The organism is Spiribacter halobius, from assembly GCF_020883455.1.
In the GTDB taxonomy this organism is placed as follows: domain Bacteria; phylum Pseudomonadota; class Gammaproteobacteria; order Nitrococcales; family Nitrococcaceae; genus Sediminicurvatus; species Sediminicurvatus halobius.
In genome coordinates this window covers 2,712,782-2,731,006 of record NZ_CP086615.1, presented here as the reverse complement: position 1 = coordinate 2,731,006, position 18,225 = coordinate 2,712,782, and the positions used below count along the sequence as shown (strand labels likewise).

Here is an 18,225-nt window from a genome sequence, read left to right as displayed (position 1 = left end):
CCGCCTATCTCACCGATTCACGGCTGCGGGCGCGGATCTGGCGGGCAGTCCGGCGTTGCGCTCGGTCCGGGTGCTCGACGTACTTTCGAGTACGCCTGCGCGCCCGAACTCTCCCGCGCCTTGTCCTGCCCGCCATCTCCACGCCCTCGCTTCGTGAATCGGTGAGATAGGCGGGCTAGGCTGACGCTGTCCACACAGCCCCGGAGCGCCCATGCATCAGCAGACCCTCGAGTTCCGCACCCCCGGCCGCGGCACGTTGGACATCACCCGGGAAGTCGCCACCGTGGCCCGAGAGGCCGGCGTGGACGCGGGGCTCGCACACGTCTTCATCCGCCACACCAGCGCCTCGCTCATCATCTGCGAGAACGCCGATCCGGGCGTGCGCCGCGACCTGGAGCGCTTCACGGCGGACTGGGTGCCGGACGGTGACCCGCGTTTCGAGCACGACGTCGAGGGCCCGGACGGCATGCCCGCCCACATCCGCAGCGTCTTCACCCAGAGCGGCCTCTCGGTGCCCGTGAGCAGCGGGCGACTGGCCCTCGGGACCTGGCAGGGCATCTTCCTCTGGGAGCACCGCGCGCAGCCGCACCGCCGCCAGGTGGTGGTCACCGTTCAGGGCTGAGGCCGGCGCGCGCGCGTGCTATCCTCCGCCACTCTTTTCACCGCGTGGCGGACGGGGTCACATGGCAGCACCCGAGCACATCTACCGCGTCATCTTCCACAGCCAGGGCAAGGTCTACGAGATCTACGCCCGCAAGGTCGCGGACGGCGGTCTGCTCGGCTTCGTGCAGATCGAGTCGCTGACGTTCGGCGAGCGCACCCAGGTGGTGGTGGACCCGTCCGAGGAGCGGCTCAAGAGCGAGTTCGCCGGCGTCAAGCGCACCTTCATCCCGATGCACGCCATCATCCGCATCGACGAGGTGGAGAAGGAGGGCGCCCCCAAGATCACCGACGCCGAGGGCAAGGTGACCCACTTCCCCATGCCGTTCTACGGCCCGGGCCGCGGCCGCGATTGATCCCGCGCAACCCGTGCATTACCCTTGCACGCCTGTCGGGCGGAGCCCGATGGCAACCATCCGGAGAGGTGTCCGAGCGGTCGAAGGAGCACGCCTGGAAAGCGTGTGTACGGTAACCCCGTACCGAGGGTTCGAATCCCTCCCTCTCCGCCAGATTATCCCCTTGGTATCGGGAAGTTAGGGAGTACTTTTCATCCCGGTACCTGCACACGTCTGGCTGTCATATTCGCCTGTTCCGAAGGGAGCTTGGCGGATGGAGGGCCGGACGCATGTGTGCGCCCACACCCGCCTCAAGTGCAGCGGCCTGGTCTACTGCTTCCGGGCCGCCGTTCTACCTGATCGCGTCGGCCGTTAAGGCCCGCGGCAGGGCATCTGTAGCCCCCCGACGTAGCCGCGGAGGCCATTGGCCCGGTCTTCCGTCGGTGCGCCGTGTCGCCCGGAAGGGCACAAAGCCCGGCAGCGCATTTCTTGGGTACTCACGCTTCCCAAGCTACCGGGGGGTACGGAGCGCCTAGGGCCTGAGACGGTCTGCGTTTCCACAGAATGCTTGGCTCAGACCTTCGTAGGCTCTGGGCATGTCCGCTGCCGGTCCAGGCCGTGTGAAAACACCCTCTGAGCAGCGCAGAGGGCGGTTCCGGACCGGCGGTGGGCAGCCACAGCTGCCGTGCCGGAATCTGTACCCGGTCGCAGCAGAGACTCCTCTGCCGATGTATCTACAGGCCGATTATTCCCTAGGAGGGCCGTTGGGCGGTTTCGGGACGGTATGCCGCCCTGCCACTCAAATCTGCATGGCCTCGGCCAGGGGTCTGCAACCGAGGATGTTGACGACCCGTTTGAGGTTGTAGGCGAGCACATGGAGGCTCATCTCGGTGCTCACGTGCTCGAGCGTCTTCGTCAGGAAGTGCGTTGAGCCCATCCAGGATTTCAGTGTGCCGAATGGATGCTCGACAGTTTGCCGCCGGATGCGCATGACCTCCGGGCGACGTTCGAGCCTTGCCTGGACCGCCTCCAGCACGGCTTCATGCTCCCAGCGCTTGATGCGCCGTTGCTGACCACCGGTACACCGGGGGCGCAGCGAACACCCAGGGCAGGCCGAACTCCAGTAGCAGTGAAGCGTCTGTCCCTTCTCGACGGTGGTGAATCGCCATCGGAGGCGCTCGCCGGCCGGGCATTCGTACTCGTCGTCTTCGCTCCGGTAGCGGAAAGCGTGTCGCGGGAATAATCCCTTCGCCTGGTTCCCCGAGGTCTGGGGCTTGGGCAGATAGGTGGTGATGCCGTCGGTTTCGCAGGCGAGGATCTCCTCGCCCTTGAAGTAGCCTCGGTCGGCGACCACCGTGAGTTCCTCCGCTGTCAGCGCTTCCTTGGCCTGCGTGGCCATTCTGGCCAGTTGCCCGCGATCGTTACCTATGTTCGTCACCTCGTGGGCGACGATCAGGTGGTGCTCGCTGTCCACGGCGGTCTGCACGTTGTATCCCACCATGCCGGTGCCGCGGCCACTGGTGGCCATGGAGCGCGCGTCCGGGTCGGTCAGCGAGATCTGTTCATCGGACGCCTGGCGGCGCTGTACTTCGATGGCCGCAAGGCGCTGCGCTTCCTCCTTGAGTCGTGCGATCTTCTCTTTGAGGCGTGTCGTCTTCGCCTCCGCTACCGAGGGCTCGTCGCGATCGGCGTAATCGAGCTGGCCGAGATACCGCTCGATGCTCTGCTCGATTTGCTCCATGCGCCGCTTCATCTTGGCGGCGGTGAAGTTACGGTCGCGATTGTTGACTGCCTTGAACTTGCTGCCGTCGATGACCACCAACGCCTGCGAGAAGAGATTCAGCCGCCGGCACAGCAGCACGAACTCGCGGCACACCCCCCGGATCGCCTTGCCGTTGTCGCGGCGGAAGTCGGCAATGGTCTTGAAGTCCGGTGACAGGCGCTCGGCCAGCCACATGAGCTCGACATTGCGCTGAGTCTCGCGCTCCAGGCGTCGGCTCGACTGAATCCGATTCAGGTAACCGTAGATGTAGATCTTGAGCAGCGTCGCGGGATGATAGGCGGGGCGGCCCGTGGCGTGCGGATCGACACCGTCGAAGCCCAAGGCCCGGAGATTGAGACCTTCCACGAACGCCTCGACGGCCCGGACCGGATTGTCGTCTGCGATGAAGTCATCAAGGTAAGCCGGGAACAGGGTGCTTTGACCACGGGCCTCGCCGACAACGAAGCGCTTCATCGCTTGGTCCCCGCCTTACCGCCGAGGAACCCAGTATACCCCGGGTTTTCACACAGCCTGGACCCAGAGCTAACGGTCGTAAACAGCATTTGAATGTTATAGTTCAATCTCTGGACAGCCTCCGCAATCTCTTAAATTCTGCCCCGCGCTAGGGCCTCAGTCGTCCAATCCGGCTGAAGTACAACACCACTTGTCGATATGCTTAAGGTTCCCGAGGCCATGCCTCTAGAGCCAATTTGGCCATCTCTTCTTGACGCTCCTGAATAGCACTTTGGTCCCACTTCGGGCGTTTTGCCGCATCTCTAGTTAACAACATTTCAGAGCTGGCAAGAATGGGTTTCTTTTCGGGCCATGGCTTGTTTCCAATTTTATCGTTTTTTCCCTTGCTGAGCGGAACCATATTTCCAATCCGATCCACAAATACCTTCCTGATTAGCAATGAGCCTCAGCCCGTATGATTCGCATTGGCTGCGGTGCGCAGCTGGCGGCGGCGACGAGCAGCCGCGCCGGCAGGGCGGCGAGGTCGAAGCGGCGGTTGAAGCGATAGGCGAACGCCGCGAGATAGCGCGCGGCGTACTTGCGAAAGCCGAGGGCATGGTGACAGCCAGAGAGGCTCGTTTTGAGGTTGCCGAGCACGGTGTTGATCCAGCGGAACTCGGGCAGTTCGCTCGGCTTGCGCGCGGCTACCACCGTCGGGCGATGCGTGCAGCCGGCGGCGGTGACGCCGCGAAAGCACGCCAGGCCGTCCGAGGAGACCGTGCTGCCGGGCACCACGCTCGCCTCGGCCCAGCGCCGCACCGCCTCGGTGGTGAACGTCGCCACGGGGGTGAGGCGGGTACGCAGGGGGTGGCCTTCGTCGCTGAGCGAGACGGCCGCGAGGAAGGCGACCTTGTTCTCCGAGCCCCGGCCGGACTTGCCGCCGCATCGTTCGCCGCCGAGGTAGGCGTCGTCGAGCTGGACGTGGCCGGCGAGGCGGTAGCGCTGCTCACGCTCAGCCATGGCGGCCATGAGCTTGTGGTGCATCAGCCAGGCGCTGGGGTAGCTCACCCCGAGCTGGCGCGCGAGGGCGAGCGCCGAGAGCCCCGTCTTCGCCTGGCTGAGGAGGTAGATGGCGAGGAACCACACGGTCAGCGGGAGCTTGGTGCCCTGCACCACGGTGCCTGCGATCAGTGAGGTCTGATGGCGGCAGCCGCGGCACTGGAACAGCGTATGGGTGCGCCCCTGCACGCGGCTGTACGCCGCCCCGTGACAGCGCGGGCAGCGGAAGCCCTCCGGCCAGCGTGCCTGCTCGAGGGCCGCCGCGCACTGCCACTCCTGCCCGTAGAGCCGGAGGAACTTGGGCATCGAGAGGCCGGGCTGAAACTGGATGCGGTTCATGGGCATGGGGCGATCCTCGAGCATGAATACTGAACGTATGATCAGTATATGCGGCACCTCCGAATCGCACCAGCAGACTCTAGCTGACGATCGTTGCTAATCAGGAATACCTTTACTTCCTCGTCTGAGAAATCGGGCCAGTCCGCATGCGTAGGCCTCTTCGGAAGAATATGCTCGAGGTTCACACGTTCTTCATCTTCGCTTGGCACGAGTTCAGCGTCTCTTTTCTGGGACGCTGCTCGCTCCAGCGCGCATAGCAGGTACCGCGCAATCTTCGCGTTAGTCACGCGAGCTTTCGCGAATGCAGAAGCAAATTCGTCATCTGTCGGGATAATATCGTTAAGGCTTGACAACAAGTCGTGCCTGTTCTTTATCGTCCCATTTCTTACATTTACAGCGGATTGACAATAATACCTCTCTGTCTTGCCGCCCCCTATGCCACCTACAATTATTCCCCTCACACCCCAAGATAATAGCGCTTTAAGTGTGTTCCTCAACTCCATGTCATCAAAATGCTGCATAACTGCAAGCAAGAGGGGGCGGATTTGCTCTAGCTTAAGCCTTACTAACGCTGAAACGTTGTCTCGGGTAGATGTACCAAAAGCGCTCCATCGCTCATGATCGCTATTTAGGATAGCAGCATAGTCTCTAGCTGCCCGCTTTAGCTCTTGGCTGAAGTCAACGGCCTGAGTAGGTGTGACTACGTTCTCTTTTATGCTCTTGAATAACTGTCGCTCTCGAGTCGCGCCGTGCCTAGAGCTCCAGTATTGGCGCAGGAATGTTGTAAAGAGGGAGTTTTCCGCCGACATTTCTAAAGCACCGAGTCCTTCCATCCAACCATCTCTAACGGTGTTTAGATTTTTCTGGGCTCGGCCGAATAGGTAATTTTTTAGAAGGTCAGCGATAGTAAGATCAGCCCCTCGGTCATTCAGGGTCTCGAAAATAAGGAAGGCATCCGACTGCGTCGGGACCTCGACAACGATTACCCTTACTTTCTTTTGAAGAAAGCTCATCCATGCTACTAGGCGTGACTGCCACTCTGTCCCAGCGTCTTCAGCTGTTTTATGTACGTACTGTCTCAGCTGTCGGTAGGCATCCATTAGGAGGTTGTGAGATGTATGCAGCGCTTTCTGGGGAAAGTTAGCGGGAAGCTGCGCGGCCGCATCCATAAAGAACGGATGGTCATCGCTATTTAACTGTAGTCGAGTTACGTCTTCTCCGCTATGCAAAGAGGATACGACAAGGTTGTCACGATGGACTATATGCGCCCTCTTTTCGTCACCGCGCGACATGAATTCATCTCTAATGGCACATAAGAGCAAAGATGTCGTAGCAAGGCGTTGCTGGCCGTCTATTATGGTATCGGCGCCCTCGGCACCTTCCTGCGAGAGCACAATGGTTCCCAGGAAGTATTCCGACTCGTCTTGATAGAATGCACTACGTAGGTCTGTCCAGAAGTCCTCGATATGCTCGTCTGTCCATGAATACGAACGTTGGTATTCAGGCACGGCTAAGGCGCGATCGCTTAGGACATGGCCTATAGCGTCGGGAATAAACTTGTAGCCTGCTGATGCCTGCGCAGTCATCGTTGATCTCCTTCAAGTAGCCGAGCGGCCGCGTCCAACATTCCAGCATCAGAGTAGCCGGGCTCGGGTCTCATATTCCAATTTTCGGTTGTATGACTGCCGTTGGCCGATGTCAGTCGGGGTTCCGCGACGCCCGTTCCCGAGTTGGGCAAGGGTGGCTACCAACAGGGGGGCAGCGGGCACGCCCCGGATGAGTCCCCTGGGGCGTCGCGCAAGAGCCGACGGCGCGGCGCTTACCCTGCTCGAGTCGGCGGTTCGGGGCGCACGCATGCGCCGCCGCTCGTCCGCCGCAATGGGCGTGGGATGGTGGCGAGCGCAGGTGCTCCCGGACGATGCAGCGTCACGCCCCCAATGAGCGTTCGGCGTATGGAGGATGCGGCGCGGCAGAGGTGGGGGAGCGCTCACTCGGGCACTACCGGCGAATACCGGGCGAAGCGCACACAAAGGGGAGCGTCACTTCCGTAGACTATTTGGGCGTCGGCATGCGCAGTAGTCTGCCGGGCGGCGGTAAACTGCGCGTAAGCGTATGCCAGTCACTTCGGGTTGGGATCGACGGCCGTCACAGGGGGCGCGACGCACATGGGTGAGAGGCAGGTGGCTGTCGGTGACCTCATGCCGGGGCTCTATGTCGTGGCATTGGATCGTCCGTGGCTGGGTACGCCGTTCCTGTTCCAGGGCTTCTCAATCGAGGGGGAACCCGAGCTGCGGGAGCTGCGTCGACTCTGCCGCCACGTCTTCATCGACGAGGCGCGCTCCCGGGGCGATGCCCTGCGCCAACTGGACGCGGGTAAGTCGTCGGCAACACCAGGCGATGCCAACGAGGATGCCCCCTCGTCGCCAGACCGCGGTGATGTGGCAGCGGCGTTCGGCATTGCCGCCTATCCAGAATTCCAGCGCTTCTGGCCTCTGGTGCGGGTTGCCCGCGATGCGCGCGACCGTGGGCGGCGCGTAGTCGACCGGATTCTCGAGGACGCGCGGCTTGGGCACAGCATCGATGCCGACGCGGCCCGCAGTGTGGTCCGGGAGCTGGTCACCGTGATCTCGGAGAACGCTAGCGCCTCGCTGTGGCTTACGAACCTGCGCCAGCGTGACGAGTACACCGCGAATCACTGCCTGAACGTCTGCGTGCTCGCCATCGCCTTTGGCCGGCACCTCGGTCTCGGGCGCGACGAACTCGAGGCGCTCGGCCTCGGTGGTCTGCTCCACGACGTCGGCAAGATGCGTACCCCCGAGGCGATCCTGAAAAAGCCCGGGGTCCTCAGCAAGGCGGAACGGGAGATCATTCGGCGCCACCCCGATGAAGGGGTGGAGCTCCTCTCGCGGGAGGGTGGCATGCCCAAGGCCGTGCTGGAGATGGTGCGCCTCCATCATGAGCGCGTGAACGGCAAGGGCTACCCGCTGGGGCTTACGGGGGACGTGATTCCACGCCCGGTGCTCGTCGTGGGGATCTGCGATGTCTACGACGCGATGACGAGCGACCGGGCGTACCAGGAGGGTATTCCCCCCGATCGGGTGCTGCGCCTGCTCTTCGAGCGGGCTGACCAGGACTTCGGCCAGGAACTCACCGAGGCGTTCATCCGCTGCCTCGGTATCTACCCGGCCGGCAGCCTGGTCGAGCTCGACGACGGCTCGCTAGCCGTCGTGGTCTCCGCAAGCCCCGAGGCTCGTCTGCACCCCGTGGTGATGCTCGTGCGCCACCCCGATGGCCGGCTGTACGATCGCCGCGTCATGCTCAATCTCGCGGTACTCGCCCGTGACAATACCCGCGAGACCCGCAACATCCGTCATGTGGTCAACCCGGGCGCTCACGACATCGACGTCGCCGCCGTACTCGCGGCCGACATCGCCGCTCACTGAGAGCGCGCTTCGACCTATCGTCGACGCCAAAGATTGTTAACGTTGAGAAGTGTTCGGTTTACCAGTCGTGCCCGTGCGTGGAGCTTAGCTGGTCCGTAGTGGCGTGGTCGGGGGACGCTGTCGGCAGTCTCGCCGGGCCCGACCCCTGCGGCGATGCGTGCGGGGTGTCGCTGCCTCTCCTCCTCCCAAGGCCCTCCTGACGCCCCGTACGTTTGATGCTGGCCCCGCCTGTACCCCGGCGGGGCTTCTTTAATGTATGTCGGCTCGAGGGGCGCCTTCGGAAGCCGACACCCGCCGGTTGCTTGATCGGATGCTGGCGCTTGTAGAACCGGATGCTCTCGACGTCAACGCCCCCAGCCCTCGGGAGGTTCCCCGTGTTCTCAATGGGTTGCGCCAGATCTTGCAGTCAAGCAATGAGCATGCGCGGAGACCGACCTGGCTTCGCCGAACGCACCCGCTTGAACCTCTCGGTCGGGAAGACCTCGTGGCATTGCGGGTAATCCGTGGCTCCATCAGTGGACGATTGTGAGGCCCACGAGGGCCGCAACGTAGCCGCAGAGGATGGCACCGGCCATGCCGGTAAAAAGATACAGCACGAACAGGCGCAGTGGCACGACGGAGAAGACCGCCACCGCGGCATAGAGGCTCACCACAGCACCGGAGAGCAGCAGGGCGAGAGCAGCGCCTGCGGACATGCCGACCTCAGCCAGGCCGCGCACCAGCGGCAGCGCGGCATAGCCGTCGAGATAGAGGGGCGCGGCGACGGTGGCGGCCAGGGGGACGGACCACCAGTGATCGCCACCGACGGCGAAGCTGATCCACTGCTCGGGCGCCCAGGCCCGAATACCGATCTCCAGAATCAGGGCGAGGGTGATCCAACGCAATGCGAGCTCGCCGTTGCGCAGCGATTCCCGCGCGAATGCGGCCCAGCGAGCTCGCGCGTCTGCGGTCGCGGTGCAGGATGTCGGCTCCGCTTCGGGCGCCGCCGGAGCCGCGGGATGGAGCAATGCCACGATCACTCCCGCGAGCGCGCCCATGGCAAACGCCGCCAGCGTCTTTGCCACGGCGAAGGGTGTGCCGAGCACGCCGGCGGTCATCACCAGCATCGCCGGGTCTGTGATCGGTGACGACACCCAGAAGGCCATGATCGCCGGCAGCGCCACTTGCTGACGCTGCAGCGCGGCAATCAGTGGCACTACGCCCAGACCGCAGACCGGCGTCACCGCGCCCGCTGTGCTGCCGATGACGACAGCGCGCAAGGTGCCGCCGCCGATGAATCGACGCACGCGGGAGGCGATGTCGCCGAGACTCAAGGTGCCGGCGAGTAGGGCGGCAATTGCGATGACGGGCAGCAGCTCCGCTAGTCCTTCGACTACCGGCAGCAGGAACTTGGGCTCGAGGGCGAGCTCGGCCGCGGCGAGCAGGGTCGCGTTCAGTAGCCATACCGGCGTTTGGGGGGCGGTCAGAAGGGTGTACAGGCGCATGGCGCGGCTCCGGGTGGCGTCGTCGCTGACACTGGCCCGGCGCAGAAGATGAGTAAAACGATTAATATGGGGCGTAGGTATTAATAAAGCTGGACGTAACAGTGCCACAGGTCCGCTCTGACTGGCTCGAAACCTTTCTCGCAGCTGTGGAGACGCGCTCCTTCACGGCGGCGGCCAGGCGCGTTCACCGCTCCCAGTCCGCGGTCAGCCTTCAGATCGGCAAGCTGGAGGCGGCTGTCGGCCACCGACTGCTGGTGCGTGGGCCTGGGGGCCTGCGGCCCACTGCGGCGGGGGAGCGCCTGCTGCCCTACGTCCGCCACGCCGCGGACGCCGTGGAGGCGGTAACCCATGCCCTGACGGCCGACACGCCCCGGCTGCTTCGGCTGGGGCTGCCGGACGAGTACGCCGACGGGACGCTGACGGACGTGCTCGCCCGCTTCACACGCGCGCATCCGCAGACGAGCCTGGAGGTCACCTGTGGGCGGTCCGCCCTGCTCGAGCCCCTCGTTCTGGCGGGCGAACTCGACCTGGCGCTCGTGCTGGCCGATGAAGTCCGCACGGCGGGCGAGCAGCTCGCCGAAGACCCTACGCTGTGGTTGCGAAGCGCCGCCCCTGAGGGCCCACCGGACGAGGGCACCCTCCCGATCGCGGTGTTCGATCAGGAATGCAGCTGGCGGCGCTGGGCGCTGGAGGCGCTGGAGTCACACGGCATCGACTACCGCATCGTATTCAGCAGCGGTAGCGCAGCGGCCATTCGGGCTGCGATCCGCTCCGGCGTCGCCGTCGGCCTGCTCGGGGCGAGCAGCGCTACCCGTGATCTCCGCCCCTTCTCCGGCTCGGCGTCCATGGCCCCCATGCCGACCACGCGCCTGATCCTGCTGCGCGCAGACCGTACGGCCGCAGAACCCGCCGCTACCCTTGGCCGACTGCTGTCCTCGGCGCTGAATGCCGCTGCCGCGGCGTGGGATCCCTCGGCCCACGCCACCGCACCGGTTGGGACGCCATGATGCAGCGGTTGCCCGGGTCCAGCCTGTTGCTGGCGGCCGCCGCTGCGGTTGGCGTCGCGAGCTCCGCAGTCTGGGGCGCAGAGCGGGGCCCGGGATTCCGGAGCTGATCACGGCGACATCGCGTGGGAGCAACCGCTCGGCGAAGGAGTCGGGCCGTCGGGCGTTGGCACGGCGTTCCGGCTTGTAACAGCGCCATTGTCTCCGGGGAGTCTAGTGGCTCGGCAGCTGGACTGGTCCCTGGCGTCAGTCTACGCGACAGGACCATAAAGCATGGCGCTGTGCGTTGCGGGACGCAGTTCGACCGATACCGGTGATTCTTGATGAGCCGGTAGGGGGGCGCTTCTTGTGGCAAGTCTGCTGACCTAGTCCAAGTCAATCGACGTACGCCTAGTGCTAGACGATTTCGGCGCCTTTCGGTCCGAACAGTGGCGTGACCGCTCGCCGTCGCCGCGGAACGGCGATCAGTGTGGCCATCCACCTATCGTGAAATGATGATGCACTGCAGCAATGCCTCGGTTATATTGCACAGCAACAAAGGCACACGGCCTTTGCCGAATGCACGACCCACAGGATATTGATGATGAACAGTGACACCGTTAACCAGTTCCAGAGCCAGATCGAGAGCACTATTGCCGGTCCGGCGCGGGCATACGCGAGCCTTGTGCTGGATCACTTCGAGCAGCTCACCAACCTGCAGCTCGAGACCGTCAAGGGCTACACCGAGACGGGCCTGAAGCAGACCCGCGCCGCTCTGGATGTGAAAGGCCCTTCCGATGTCCAGGCCTATGTCGAGAGCCAGCAGAAGGTCGCCAAGGAACTGGGCGAGCGCGTCAAGAACGACGTAGAGAAGGTCACGGCCCTGAACCAGACCTTCGCCCAGAACGTGCAGAAGGTCACGCAGGACAGCGCCCAGAGCGTGTCCAAGGCCACCCAGGAAGGCGCCAGGAAGGCGACGCAGGCTGCTGCGAAGACCCAGTAAGTCCTGAGCTAGCGCTCAGGTGCAGAAAAACCGCCACTCGGGATACGCCGGAGTGGCGGTTTTTTCATGGGCGTACGCCTTGTGGAGGGTGGCACCGGCGGTCAGTCGGACCCTTCGAGGCCATGCGGCGCTGTTACCGTGCAGCCTACGACGTCTGCACAGCACGCCAGCCGCGCCAGGGCCCAATAGGGGGATCGTCGTGACTGCGGATGCCACAGTGAGTGGGCAGCTGCGCGCCGGGGGCGGGGCAGATTGAGTAAAGAGCATAACCCGGGCACTACGCTCAGCGCGCGGCGCGCGTGGGCTCTGTTCGAGTCCAGCCCCGCGAAGCAGCTCGTGCTGGATCCGCGGGAGCTGCGCATCGTTGCTGCCAGCGACGCCTACCTCGAGGCGACCATGACGCGCCGCGGCGACATCGTCGGGCAGCCGCTGTTCGAGGTATTCCCCGACGACCCCAAGGACGACCAGCCCAGCGTCGTCAGCGCCGCCCGCGCTTCGCTGGAGCGGGTCGTCACCACCGGCCGGCCGCACACCATTGAGCGACAGCGCTACCCGATTCGGGTTGGCCCGGCCGAGGATCAGAGCTTTGAGCTGCGGTACTGGCGGATCGTCAATACTCCCCTGCTCGATGCCGACGGGCGCGTGGAGCACCTGATTCATCATGTCGAGGACATCACCCGGCAGGTGATGGCGGAGGAGCAGGCGCGGGAGGCCAGCGCGCTTCAGCGTATCGCGGGACACGCCGCCCGCCTCGGAGGCTGGCGGGTGACGTTGGACCCCCCGGGGGTCGTCTGGAGTGCCGAGACCGCGGCCATTCATGGCGAACCGGAGGGGACGAGCCCTTCCCTGGACCAGGCTATCGGGTACTACGTGCCCGAGCATCGCGAGCGGATCCGTCGTGCGCTCGAGACCTGCGCCGACGACGGGACGCCCTTCGACGAGCTGCTGCAGCTGGTGACCGCCCACGGCAACCGTATCCAGGTGCGCGCCATCGGTGAGCCGGAGTGGGCCGACGACGGTACCGTGCGCGCAGTGCGCGGCGCCTTCCAGGACGTTTCCGAGCTGGTCGTTGCGAAGACGCGCAGTCAGCGCCTCGCGCGCCGCCTACACCAGGCCCTGGAGCACATGTCCGATGCCTTCTTCACGCTGGACGAGAACTGGTGCTTCGGCTTTGTTAACGGGGAAATGACCCGGATTGTTGGAAAGCCGCAGGATCAGCTCCTGGGCGAACCGATCTGGCAGTGTTTTCCGGAGGCCGAGAACTCGGTCTTCCACCACCATTTCCGGCACGCCCTGGACACCGGGGAGCCGGCTTCTTTCGTCGCCTACTATCCGCCGCTTGATCGCTGGCTGAGCGTCAAGGCCTACCCTCTCCCCGAGGGGCTTGCCGTTTACTTCCAGGACGTTACCCGCGAACGCGCCGAGCAGGAGGAGCTGCAGCTTCTGCGCACCGCTGTCTCGCGGCTCAACGACATCGTCATAATCACTGCGGCCGAACCCATCGAGGCGCCCGACGGTCCCCGGATCCTTTACGTGAACGAGGCCTTTGAGCGCCATACAGGCTACTCGCGCGATGAGGTGATTGGCCGCACGCCCCGCTTGCTACAGGGACCAGAAACCAGCCGGGGCGAACTCGATCGCGTCCGACGCGCGCTCCAGGACCGGCAGCCCGTGCGTGCCGAAATCCTCAACTACACGCGCAACGGCCAGGCCCTCTGGCTCGAGATTGACATCGTTCCGATTGCCGACAGCGCGGGGCGGTATACGCGCTGGGTTGCGGTAGAGCGCGACGTCACCGGGCGCCGGCGGACCGAAGAACTGATTCGACGCAACGACGAACGCTTTGGCCTTCTCGCGAGAGCGACTAACGACGTCATCTGGGACTGGGACATCACCCGCAATCACGTATGGAGAAACGAGAGCCTCCAAACGAACTTCGGCTACGACCCGAGCGCAATCGACCCAACCCCCGACTTCTGGACAGGGCGCCTACACGCCGAGGACCGAGCGCGCGTTCTCCATGCCTTGCGGGCAGCCCTCGCTGGCACGGCCAGTCGCTGGGAGGACGAATACCGCTTCGTGCGCAGCGACGGTGGCGTCGCCACTGTCATCGAGCGGGGGTTCATCGTTCGCGATGAGGCGGGCCGCGCCACTCGAATGCTTGGCAGCACGACCGATGTGAGCGAGCGACGTGATCTCGAGGAAAGGATCCGTCAATCCCAGAAGCTGGAAGCGCTGGGGCAGCTCACCGGGGGCGTCGCGCATGACTTCAACAACCTGCTGACGGTGATCCTTGGCAACGCGGAGGTGCTGAGCGATCGCCTCGCCGGTCATGAGGATCTGCACGGGCTCGTCCAGCTGACGGTGGCCGCCGCCGAGCGGGGATCCGAACTTACCAGCCGACTGCTGGCCTTCGCACGCCGCCAGCCCCTGCAACCGCAGAGCGTGGTGCTGGATCGGCTGATCGACTCGCTCGAGCCACTGTTGCGCCGCACGTTGCCGGAGCACATCCAGCTGGCCGTTGAACCCTCGAGGGAACTCTGGTGCGCCGAGGTCGACCCGGGCCAACTCGAGGTGGCATTGCTCAACCTCGTGGTCAACGCCCGTGACGCGATGCCCGACGGCGGGCGCCTGACCATCAGGCTCAGCAACGCCAGCTTCGAGGCGAATCATGCTCGTGAGGACAGCGAAGATTGTTCCGGCGAGTACGTCTGCATCGCTGTCTCCGACACCGGGGGCGGTATGCCCGAAGACGTGGTCGCTCAGGCCTTCGAACCCTTCTTCACCACCAAGGCAGCGGGTCGCGGCAGCGGTCTCGGGTTGAGCATGGTGTATGGGTTCGCCAGGCAGTCGGGCGGCCACGTGAGCATCGACAGCGCACCAGGCAAAAGCACAACGGTCACGCTGTATTTTCCCCGCGTAAACGGCCGCAGCGATACGGAGTCCCAGAGCGCTTCGGAGCCGGAGCTCGTCGGCGGCTCCGAGCACATCCTTGTCGCCGAGGACGACGACCTCGTCCGCGACAATCTCACCGCGCAGCTGCACAGCCTCGGATATACGGTTACCAGCGTCGCCTCGGGCCCGGAAGCGTTGGACGCCCTTCGCGAACTCCCGCACATCGACCTGCTGCTCACCGACATCCTGATGCCGGGCGGTATGAATGGACGCGAGCTCGCCGAGGCGGCCGCCCGGTTACGGCCCGGCCTGCCGGTGCTGTTTTCGTCTGGATATGCCGAGGACGCCATCGTCCACGATGGGCGACTCGATGCCGGTGTCCAGCTGTTGAGCAAGCCCTACCATCGCAGGGAGCTGGCGGCGAGCGTGCGGTCCGCCTTGGACAAGTAACCGTCACCCCGAATGCACACCCATGATGGGTGTGCCGAGTCACTTATCGCTCTGTGTTCGCCCGCCCCGGCAACCGACCTGGAGTCCCGGCACTTCCTCGGGCGCGACGGGTCGGCTGTAGAAGAAGCCCTGCGCGAACTGGCAGTCGTGCTCCCGCAGGAAGGTCTCGGTTGCTTCGTCTTCCACGCCCTCGGCGACGGTCTGGAGTCCCAGATCCCTTGCCATGAGCAGAATGGCTGAGACGATCCGGGCCTGTGCACGCTCGGCGCGCACGCGGCTGACCAGAGATCGGTCAATCTTCAGCCGGTCGATCGGCAGTGAGGTGAGATGACGGACGGAGGTGTAGCCATCGCCGAAATCGTCCAGTGCGATGGTGGCGCCGGCCTCTTTGAGCTGGGACAGTCGCCGGTGCATGGCGCGGCTGTCCTGGATGATCGCCGTCTCCGTGATCTCGACCTCCAGACTCCGCGGATCGAGGCCCGCATGCCCGAGCGCCTCGATGACGCGCGCCACGAACTTGGGGCTGTGCAGATTGCGCGGCGCGAGGTTGATGGCCACCGGGATCGCGAAGCCAGCGGCCCGCCAGGCCACGGCCTGGGCAATCGCGGCGTTAACCACCCAGTCGCTGACGCGGCTGATCAGCGCCGTGTCCTCAACCAGCGGCACGAAGTCGCCGGGGGGTATCATCCCCTTCACCGGGTGACGCCAGCGCAGCAGCGCCTCCGCGCCGGCGAGCCGGCCACTGTCCAGCGAGTACTGGGGCTGGTAGAGCAGCTTGAACTCCTCTGCCTCGAGTGCGCGCGGCACCTCAGCGAGGAGGTCGATTCGATGCCTGTTCTCTCCCCGGTCGCTGCGCGAGTAGGCCTTCACGGTGAGGCCGAGGCGATGCGCATGCCCCGCCGCAAAGTTGCTCTTCTGCAGGACCGCGTCCGGCACATCGTCCGTGTAGCCGACCGAGGCGACGCCCACGGAAACGTCGATATAGACCGGCACACCGGTCACGGTGACCGGCTCATTCAGGCGCGAAACCACCTGCTCGGCACGCTCCATCACCGTGGCCGTCGCTTCGCCGACCAGCGCTAGGAGCTTGCCCGAATCGCTCTGGAAGATCTGCCAGCGCCGGGGGAAGAGCAGACGCAGCCGCTCGGCGATGGCACCGGGGAGCCCATCGATGAACGCGGATCCTAGGATGTTGAAGATCTGATCGTTGTTGTTGACCTGAATGGTCAGCACGGCATAGCGCTGGCTGCCCTGCTGTCTGGCGAGGATCTCGGCAAGGATCGCCTCCAGCGCGGCCCGTGTGGGAAGCCCTGAGAAGGGATGGCGATAGGCCGTCCCGCGCACCCGGTCGAGTTGCTCGCGCAGCCGGCCCACCGTCAGCCCCGCGACCATGCCGAAGAGCAGTAGCATGCCCGCACGGAACAGCCAGTTGGAAAGCGGCTGCGGCGCACCGGTCGCGGTGTCGATGGGCATTGCCGGCCCGAGCACCACCAGGCCGGCAATCAGCCCGGCCACTAGGCCTCCGGGCATGCCGAAGGCCGCTGCCGCCGCAAGTATCGGCAGATAGATCAGGTGCAGATACGCGTTCTGGGTGCCGCCGGTCACATACACGAGGATTGCAACAAGCCCGAAGAGGACCGGTACACCGATTGCAACCGCGAGCCGCTTGCCGCCGCCGACGGGAGCACCGGCGTCAAAGGCACGTTCAAGTACGGATGGGATGTCCATATCGCCCCTCAGGTCAATTCCGCAGGTATCTTAGTCCCGACAGTGTTGGCGCGCGTAAGGTTCTTTACCGCCATACGCTGTGGAGGTCATCAATTCTCCGACCCACACTCAAGTGCCATGCGGGCGTTGTTCCGAGAGCCACGTCACAACGTGGCTGGCCGCTCTCTGGGCGGTGAGCAGGCGCACAATTACATCCGCCTGCTGAGGACGCCCGAGCAGGAATCCCTGCAGCTGGTCAGTGATGATGACGGCTAGCTTCGCGGTCAAGCGGGCGCTCGTACCTCGCGGCGATTGCCGCCTCGGTGTCCTGCTTCTGCGCGAGGATGTAAAGGCGTGTTCGCCAGCCTACGCTGTTTCGGGTACCGCTATTGCGCCTCGGTGGCGTACACGCGATAGGACGTCAAGGGCTTCGCACTGAAGTGCTCGGCCGTGTCGAGCAACATGCGCCCGCAGGTGCGGAAGTGATGGCCGTGCAGGACGCCGTCCAGCGGGCGCTGCATGACGACCGTCTTGTGGATATGGACGAGTGGATCGGTGGCCATGGTGCGAGGCCTCGCGGGGGGCTACCCCGTTGCCCGCGCCCGCCTGGTAGCCTGGTGGCCTGATTGCGTGAAGGTGGGGGCGGGCGTGGCGAAGGCGGTGTTCACGACCGCGGCAGGCTCGGTCTACGACGACCTGCCGGAGTTTCGGTATCACTTCCCGCGGACTTATCTCGGTGCCGTGCGGCGGGCGATCGGCGACTGGGTCGTCTACTACGAGCCGCGGCGCACCGAAGGCCCGGCGAGCAGCGCGGGGCGGCAGGCATACTTCGCCGTCGCCCGGATTACGGGTGTGGAGCCGGATTCGGAGCGCTCCAACCATTTCTATGCCTTCGTTCGCGACTACCTCGAGTTCGACCGGGCCGTGCCCTTCCGCGAGGGCGAGCGCTACTACGAGTCCGTCCTGCGCCGGCCTGATGGCGGGACCAGCAAGGGTGCGTTCGGCAGGTCCGTACGGCTGCTCCCGGAGGAGGAGTTCCGGCTGATCGTGCAGGCAGGCTTTGCCGAGGCGCTCCGGCGCTGGGAAGCGGAGCAGATCGGCGAGGCGCCCGCCGAGTATCATCGCCACCCGATCCACGAGCAGCTCGTCCGCCGGCCTTTCCGCGACGTGGCCTTCCGGCGCCATGTCCGGGAGGCCTACGACAACCGCTGTGCCATCACGGGGCTGCGGCTCACCAACGGGGGAGGGCGCCCCGAGGTGCAGGCGGCGCACATCCGCCCCGTGGCGAAAGAGGGGCCGGATTCCGTGCGCAACGGCCTCGCGCTTACCAGCACAGTGCACTGGCTCTTCGACCGCGGGCTCATCACCATCGACGATGACCACTGCGTGCGGCTTTCAGGGCAGGGGATGCCGGATGGCCTGGAGCGGCTGCTGGCGGGCGAGCGCAGCCTGGTGCTGCCCGAGCGCCCGGAGCTCAGGCCGCACCCGATGTTCGTGCGCTGGCACCGCGAGCATGTGTTCAAGCCGTGAGTGTTGTGCCGCTGGCGCTGTGCCGAGACACTGTCCCGACGCGCTCGTTGCATGAGCGCGCTGGCGCGCCGCCGTGCGGGCCCTCGTCTTGATCGGGCCACCGGTCGGCCATCCCGTGCTGC

The 18,225-nt window shown here is 64.8% G+C and carries 14 protein-coding genes and 1 tRNA gene; 8 read left to right on the top strand and 7 right to left on the bottom strand.

The window, feature by feature from the left end; all coding sequences use genetic code 11:
* The first annotated feature begins 211 nt into the window (after window positions 1-211).
* The 3 genes from LMH63_RS12455 to LMH63_RS12445 all read left to right on the top strand — a co-directional run bounded on the left by LMH63_RS12455 (window position 212) and on the right by LMH63_RS12445 (window position 1,169).
* Window positions 212-622 carry a secondary thiamine-phosphate synthase enzyme YjbQ gene (locus LMH63_RS12455; protein WP_109680299.1) on the top strand — a complete coding sequence of 137 codons (411 nt, stop codon included), beginning with the start codon at window positions 212-214 and terminating at the stop codon, window positions 620-622.
* 61 nt (window positions 623-683) lie between these two features.
* Window positions 684-1,016, top strand: coding sequence for a DUF1820 family protein (locus LMH63_RS12450; protein ID WP_109680300.1), 333 nt, complete (start codon window positions 684-686; stop codon window positions 1,014-1,016).
* Window positions 1,017-1,078: 62 nt separating this feature from the next.
* Window positions 1,079-1,169: transfer RNA gene (locus LMH63_RS12445), tRNA-Ser, on the top strand.
* A gap of 625 nt (window positions 1,170-1,794) precedes the next feature.
* Here the strand turns inward: LMH63_RS12445 and LMH63_RS12440 are convergent.
* The 4 genes from LMH63_RS12440 to LMH63_RS12430 all read right to left on the bottom strand — a co-directional run bounded on the left by LMH63_RS12440 (window position 1,795) and on the right by LMH63_RS12430 (window position 6,194).
* On the bottom strand, window positions 1,795-3,231 hold the full coding sequence (locus LMH63_RS12440) for an IS1182 family transposase (protein ID WP_109680425.1): 1,437 nt from the start codon (window positions 3,229-3,231) through the stop codon (window positions 1,795-1,797).
* A gap of 202 nt (window positions 3,232-3,433) precedes the next feature.
* Window positions 3,434-3,631 (bottom strand): HNH endonuclease family protein, encoded by a 198-nt coding sequence (locus LMH63_RS19520; RefSeq protein ID WP_109680432.1) that lies wholly within the window; start codon window positions 3,629-3,631, stop codon window positions 3,434-3,436.
* Window positions 3,632-3,663: 32 nt separating this feature from the next.
* Window positions 3,664-4,614: an IS1595 family transposase gene (locus LMH63_RS12435; RefSeq protein ID WP_229332587.1), complete on the bottom strand. Its 951-nt coding sequence runs from the start codon at window positions 4,612-4,614 to the stop codon at window positions 3,664-3,666.
* A 35-nt stretch (window positions 4,615-4,649) separates the two neighbouring features.
* Entirely contained in the window at window positions 4,650-6,194 is a 1,545-nt protein-coding gene (locus tag LMH63_RS12430; protein ID WP_109680420.1) for a DUF262 domain-containing protein, read from the bottom strand.
* Window positions 6,195-6,773: 579 nt separating this feature from the next.
* Here LMH63_RS12430 and LMH63_RS12425 point away from each other — a divergent pair.
* Window positions 6,774-8,051, top strand: coding sequence for an HD-GYP domain-containing protein (locus tag LMH63_RS12425; protein WP_229332586.1), 1,278 nt, complete (start codon window positions 6,774-6,776; stop codon window positions 8,049-8,051).
* A 512-nt stretch (window positions 8,052-8,563) separates the two neighbouring features.
* Here the strand turns inward: LMH63_RS12425 and LMH63_RS12420 are convergent.
* Window positions 8,564-9,535, bottom strand: a complete 972-nt coding sequence (locus LMH63_RS12420; RefSeq protein ID WP_109680417.1) for a permease — start codon at window positions 9,533-9,535, stop codon at window positions 8,564-8,566.
* 101 nt (window positions 9,536-9,636) lie between these two features.
* On the opposite strand from LMH63_RS12420, the gene LMH63_RS12415 reads away from it, so the two are divergent.
* The 3 genes from LMH63_RS12415 to LMH63_RS12405 all read left to right on the top strand — a co-directional run bounded on the left by LMH63_RS12415 (window position 9,637) and on the right by LMH63_RS12405 (window position 14,866).
* A complete protein-coding gene (locus LMH63_RS12415) occupies window positions 9,637-10,542 on the top strand; it encodes a LysR family transcriptional regulator (RefSeq protein ID WP_229332585.1) in 906 nt (301 codons plus the stop codon).
* 580 nt (window positions 10,543-11,122) lie between these two features.
* Window positions 11,123-11,521 carry a phasin family protein gene (locus LMH63_RS12410; RefSeq protein WP_199225746.1) on the top strand — a complete coding sequence of 133 codons (399 nt, stop codon included), beginning with the start codon at window positions 11,123-11,125 and terminating at the stop codon, window positions 11,519-11,521.
* 252 nt (window positions 11,522-11,773) lie between these two features.
* A complete protein-coding gene (locus tag LMH63_RS12405; protein ID WP_199225747.1) occupies window positions 11,774-14,866 on the top strand; it encodes a PAS domain-containing protein in 3,093 nt (1,030 codons plus the stop codon).
* Between the two features lie 39 nt (window positions 14,867-14,905).
* Here LMH63_RS12405 and LMH63_RS12400 read toward each other — a convergent pair whose 3' ends face one another.
* Window positions 14,906-16,594 carry a putative bifunctional diguanylate cyclase/phosphodiesterase gene (locus tag LMH63_RS12400; protein ID WP_109680000.1) on the bottom strand — a complete coding sequence of 563 codons (1,689 nt, stop codon included), beginning with the start codon at window positions 16,592-16,594 and terminating at the stop codon, window positions 14,906-14,908.
* A gap of 365 nt (window positions 16,595-16,959) precedes the next feature.
* On the bottom strand, window positions 16,960-17,136 hold the full coding sequence (locus LMH63_RS12395; RefSeq protein WP_158280467.1) for a hypothetical protein: 177 nt from the start codon (window positions 17,134-17,136) through the stop codon (window positions 16,960-16,962).
* On the opposite strand from LMH63_RS12395, the gene LMH63_RS12390 reads away from it, so the two are divergent.
* Complete coding sequence (locus LMH63_RS12390) at window positions 17,135-18,103, top strand: HNH endonuclease (protein WP_199225748.1); 969 nt, start codon at window positions 17,135-17,137, stop codon at window positions 18,101-18,103. The two genes, LMH63_RS12395 and LMH63_RS12390, sit on opposite strands and share 2 nt — an antisense overlap.
* Window positions 18,104-18,225: the final 122 nt, after the last annotated feature.